Genomic DNA, 4,830 nt, shown 5'->3' on the forward strand with positions numbered 1-4,830 from the left:
GGCGGCCCAGCGGCGCAGCGGCGCGTACGCGACGAGGGCGATGCGCTCGCCCTCGCGGACCGGCCGCAGGCAGCAGCGCAGCGGGGAGCCGGCGTCGTCGTCGGTGGCGGTGTACGGGACGCAGGGGCGGCCCGCGTCGTCGGTGGTGCGGAGCTCCTTGAGGGCGGTGGCCTCGATGGGGCGTGCGGTGTACCTGGTCATGGCTCCAGGCTCCCTTCGCGCACGCGTGTTCACCGGCGGAAAACGGACATCGCTTTGCCCCACCCCGCGTGGAAGGATGGCCGAAACGTCGCATACGCAAGAACACAGACCGCACTAGGAGATGACCGCGTGCCTGGCACCAATCTGACCCGCGTAGAGGCACAGCAGCGGGCGAAGCTGCTCACCGTGGACTCGTACGAGATCGATCTCGATCTCTCCGGCGCCCAAGAGGGCGGCACGTTCCGGTCGGTGACCTCCGTGCGCTTCGACAGCGCGGAGGCGGGCGCGGAGACCTTCATCGACCTGATCGCGGACGCCGTCCACGAGGTGGTCCTGAACGGGCGCTCGCTCGACGTCGCCGCCGTGTTCCGTGACTCGCGCATCGCGCTGGCCCACCTGGAGCAGGGGCTCAACGAGCTGCGGGTCGTCGCCGACGCCGCGTACACGAACACCGGCGAGGGGCTGCACCGCTTCGTCGACCCTGTCGACCAACAGGCCTATCTCTACACGCAGTTCGAGGTGCCGGACGCGCGCCGCGTGTTCGCGAGCTTCGAGCAGCCGGACCTGAAGGCGACCTTCCGGTTCACGGTGAAGGCGCCGAGCGGCTGGACCGTCATCTCCAACTCCCCGACGCCGGAGCCCAAGGACGACGTCTGGTCCTTCGCACCGACGCCGCGGATGTCGACGTACATCACGGCCCTCATCGTCGGCCCGTACCACTCGGTGCACTCGTCGTACGAGAACCCCGAGACCGGGCAGTCCGTCCCGCTCGGCATCTACTGCCGTCCCTCGCTCGCCGAGTTCCTCGACTCGGACGCGATCTTCGAGGTGACGCGGCAGGGCTTCGACTGGTTCCAGGAGAAGTTCGACTACGCGTACCCCTTCGCCAAGTACGACCAGCTCTTCGTGCCCGAGTTCAACGCCGGCGCCATGGAGAACGCGGGCGCCGTCACCATTCGCGACCAGTACGTGTTCCGGTCGAAGGTGACCGACGCCGCGTACGAGGTGCGGGCCGCCACGATCCTGCACGAGCTGGCCCACATGTGGTTCGGCGACCTGGTCACCATGGAGTGGTGGAACGACCTGTGGCTGAACGAGTCGTTCGCCACGTACGCGGAGGCCGCCTGCCAGGCGTACGCGCCGAACTCGCGCTGGCCGCACTCGTGGACGACGTTCGCCAACTCCATGAAGACCTGGGCGTACCGGCAGGACCAGCTGCCCTCCACGCACCCGATCATGGCCGAGATCAACGACCTCGACGACGTGCTCGTCAACTTCGACGGCATCACGTACGCGAAGGGGGCCTCCGTCCTCAAGCAGCTCGTCGCGTACGTCGGCATGGACGAGTTCTTCCAGGGCGTGCAGGCCTATTTCAAGCGGCACGCGTTCGGCAACACCCGGCTCAGCGACCTGCTGGGCGCGCTGGAGGAGACCAGCGGCCGGGACCTGAAGGCCTGGTCGAAGGCGTGGCTGGAGACGGCCGGCATCAACGTGCTGCGCCCCGAGATCGAGACCGACGAGCGCGGCGTCATCACCTCGTTCGCGATCCGCCAGGAGGCCCCGGCGCTGCCCGAGGGCGCGAAGGGCACCTCGACGCTGCGCCCGCACCGCATCGCGATCGGCCTGTACGACCTCGACGACGACAGCGGCAAGCTGCTGCGCGGCGAGCGCATCGAACTCGACGTCACGGCCAGTGGGTCGACCGAGGTGCCCGCGCTCGTCGGCAAGCACCGCCCGGCCGTGATCCTGCTCAACGACGACGACCTGTCGTACGCGAAGGTCCGCCTCGACGAGCAGTCGCTGGCCTTCGTCACGCAGCACCTCGGCGATTTCGAGTCCTCGCTGCCGCGCGCCCTGTGCTGGGCCTCGGCCTGGGACATGACGCGCGACGCGGAGCTGTCCACCAGCGCCTACCTGGACCTGGTGCTGTCCGGCATCACCAAGGAGTCCGACATCGGCGTGGTGCAGTCGCTGCACCGTCAGGTGAAGCTGGCCCTTGACCTGTACGCGGCCCCGTCCCACCGCGACGCGCTGCTGGCCCGCTGGACCGAGGCGGCGCTGACCCACCTGCGCACCGCCGAGCCGGGCAGCGACCACCAGCTGGCGTGGGCCCGCGCGTTCGCGGCGACGGCCCGTACGCCGGAGCAACTCGACCTGCTGGAAAGCCTGTTGGAGGGGTCGCAGACGATCGAGGGCCTGGCCGTCGACACCGAGCTGCGCTGGGCGTTCGTGCAGCGGCTCGCGGCGGTCGGCCGCTTCGACGAGGCGGAGATCACCACCGAGTACGAGCGGGACCGCACGGCCGCCGGTGAGCGGCACGCGGCGACCGCCCGTGCCGCGCGTCCGACCCCGGAGGCGAAGGCGGAGGCCTGGGCCTCGGTCATCGAGTCCGACGCCCTGCCGAACGCGGTGCAGGAAGCGGTGATCGGCGGCTTCGTCCAGACCGACCAGCGCGAGCTGCTCGCGCCGTACACGGAGAAGTACTTCGAGGCGCTCAAGGGCGTGTGGGACTCGCGCTCGCACGAGATGGCCCAGCAGATCGCGATCGGCCTGTACCCGTCGATCCAGGTCACCGAGGACACCCTCGCGAGGACGTCCGACTGGCTGTCCTCGGCCGAGCCGAGCGCGGCGCTGCGGCGGCTGGTCTCGGAGGCGTCGTCCGGCGTGGAGCGGGCGCTGGGCGCCCAGGCCGCCGACGCGTAGCCCCTCCGGGGGGTGCGGGCCGGATCATCGGTGCTGCACCCCCGGGCCGGGGCTCGTCGTTCTCGGGCGCGGGCTCGTCGTTCTCGGGCGCGGGCTTCGTCGTGGCTGGTCGCGCAATTCCCCGCGCCCCTGAAGCATGCGACTCCGTCGCGCTTCACCCAGAGGCTTACGGCTCCGCCACAGCCTCCAACAGAGGTCGCGCACGTAGTGCGCACCTCCAGGGGCGCGGGGAACTGCGCGAGAAGCCCCACCGGCCCGCACCCGGCCGACCGTCAGCGGGTGAACCACCCCCGGGCCGGGGCTCGTCGTTCTCGGGCGCGGCTTTCGTCGAGGCTGCTCGCGCTCCGCGGCGGAGCCGCTAGTGACACAGCCCCGCGCCCCAGGAGAAGCGCGACGAAGTCGCTGCTTCAGGGGCGCGGGGAACTGCGCGAGAAGCCCCACCGGCCCGCAACAGGACGACCAGCCGACCAGCCGGCGTCAGAGGGTGAAGCGGTCCCGGAGGGTGGCGCGGCCCTGCTCCGTGAGGACACCGTGCAGGCGCATCCGGGCGACGCCGCCGTCGGGGAACGCGTCGAGGCGTACGTGCGTCGCGACGGCCTGTGCGGCGAGCGGGAAGCGGTGCAGGGTGTCGGGCTGGAGCTTGGTGCGGGGGATGATCTCGAACCATTCGCCCGTGTCGCCGTTGCGGCCGCTGAGCGCGATCCAGCCCGCCGAGTTGCCCTTCAGGTACGCGGTGTCGATCTCGACGGCGCGTATCGCGCCCTGCGCGGCGAGCCGGAAGCGGACCCAGTCGTTGGTGCCGTGGACGCGGCGGCGGCGGTTCTCCCAGCCGTCGTCCATCTTGCGGGAGGTGCCGGGCAGGATGATCTGCGTCGGCGAGGAGTAGAACTTGTCCGACGCGTCCTCGTACGTACCGCCGTTGAGGACCGACACCAGGTCGAAGGTGCCCAGCAGGTCGAGCCACTCGGGGTCGGGCACGACCTCGCCGTGCACCCGCAGGCGGGCGATGCCGCCGTCGGGGTGCTGGCAGACGCGCAGGTGCGTGAAGCGGCGCTCGGAGGTGACGGTGAAGGCGTTGGCGGCGTGGCCGCGGACCTGGCTGCGCGGGACGATCTCCTCCCACTTCACGTCGTCGGCGAGCAGCTGCTCGGGGCCGGGGGCGCCGGGCAGCGACGTCGCCTGGATGCTCACGCGCTGCGGGTAGTTGCCGCGGAAGTGGGCGGTGTCGACGATCACGCCGCGGATCACGCCGGGCGCGCCGAGGCGGACGATGGCCCAGTCGTGGTCCTCGGGCGCCGGGAACGGCGAGTCGGCGGTGCCGCGGCGGCGCCGGGTCTCCCAGCCGTCCATGATCTTGCCCTTGTGCCCGAAGTGCTCCGGGTCGAAGACGGCCCGCTCGCGCACGAGGAGGTTCTCGCGCTCGGCGAAGAACTCGTCGTTGGCGGCGAGGACACCGGCGCCGAGGCGGCGGTCGGCGAGGTCGACGAGGTCGGTGAAGGCGTCGGCGTCGGCGTCGCCGAAGGTGCGGTAGTCGGCGTACGGGTCGCCGCCGCCGTAGGGAGCGGCGTCGTTGGCGTGCGGGTCGTCGTGTGCGGGGGTCGTCGTCATGAACGTCACTCTCGGGCACACCGACCGCACAGGTCCATCGAAAGTTTTCGAGGTTCCTGTTCAGTTCAGCTGAACAATCGCGGCCGTGGTGACTCAGACGGGCTCCGCGCGCAGCGCGTCCAGCACGCGCCGCACCGCCGCCCCCTCCTCCGCTCCCCGCCGCACGGCCGCCACCACGTGCCGTACGGGACGGTCGGCGCCCAGCGCGCACATCACGACGCCGTCCCGCCGGGCGGCCGCCATCCGCGGGACGAGCGCGATCCCCATCCCCGCCTCGACCATGGCGAGGATCGCCGTCCACCCGGCCGCGCTGTGCGC

4 protein-coding genes are annotated in these 4,830 nt (G+C 71.2%); 1 reads left to right on the plus strand and 3 read right to left on the minus strand.

The genetic code is table 11. The annotated features are described in order from the left end of the window. Positions 1-201: DUF1203 domain-containing protein (locus tag G3I40_RS31230; protein WP_164305975.1), on the minus strand; the 201-nt coding region annotated here is incomplete at its 3' end. 129 nt (positions 202-330) lie between these two features. On the opposite strand from G3I40_RS31230, the gene pepN reads away from it, so the two are divergent. After that, positions 331-2,904 (plus strand): aminopeptidase N, encoded by a 2,574-nt coding sequence (gene pepN, locus G3I40_RS31235; RefSeq protein WP_164305976.1) that lies wholly within the window; start codon positions 331-333, stop codon positions 2,902-2,904. 477 nt (positions 2,905-3,381) lie between these two features. Here pepN and alc read toward each other — a convergent pair whose 3' ends face one another. Further along, the gene (gene alc, locus G3I40_RS31240) at positions 3,382-4,512 is read right to left on the minus strand and encodes an allantoicase (RefSeq protein ID WP_164305977.1); all 1,131 of its coding nucleotides are present in this window, start codon (positions 4,510-4,512) and stop codon (positions 3,382-3,384) included. 93 nt (positions 4,513-4,605) lie between these two features. After that, a partial coding sequence (locus tag G3I40_RS31245) for a LysR family transcriptional regulator substrate-binding protein (RefSeq protein WP_164305978.1) occupies positions 4,606-4,830 on the minus strand: 225 nt, incomplete at its 5' end.

Source organism: Streptomyces sp. SID14478, from assembly GCF_010548525.1.
GTDB lineage: Bacteria > Actinomycetota > Actinomycetes > Streptomycetales > Streptomycetaceae > Streptomyces.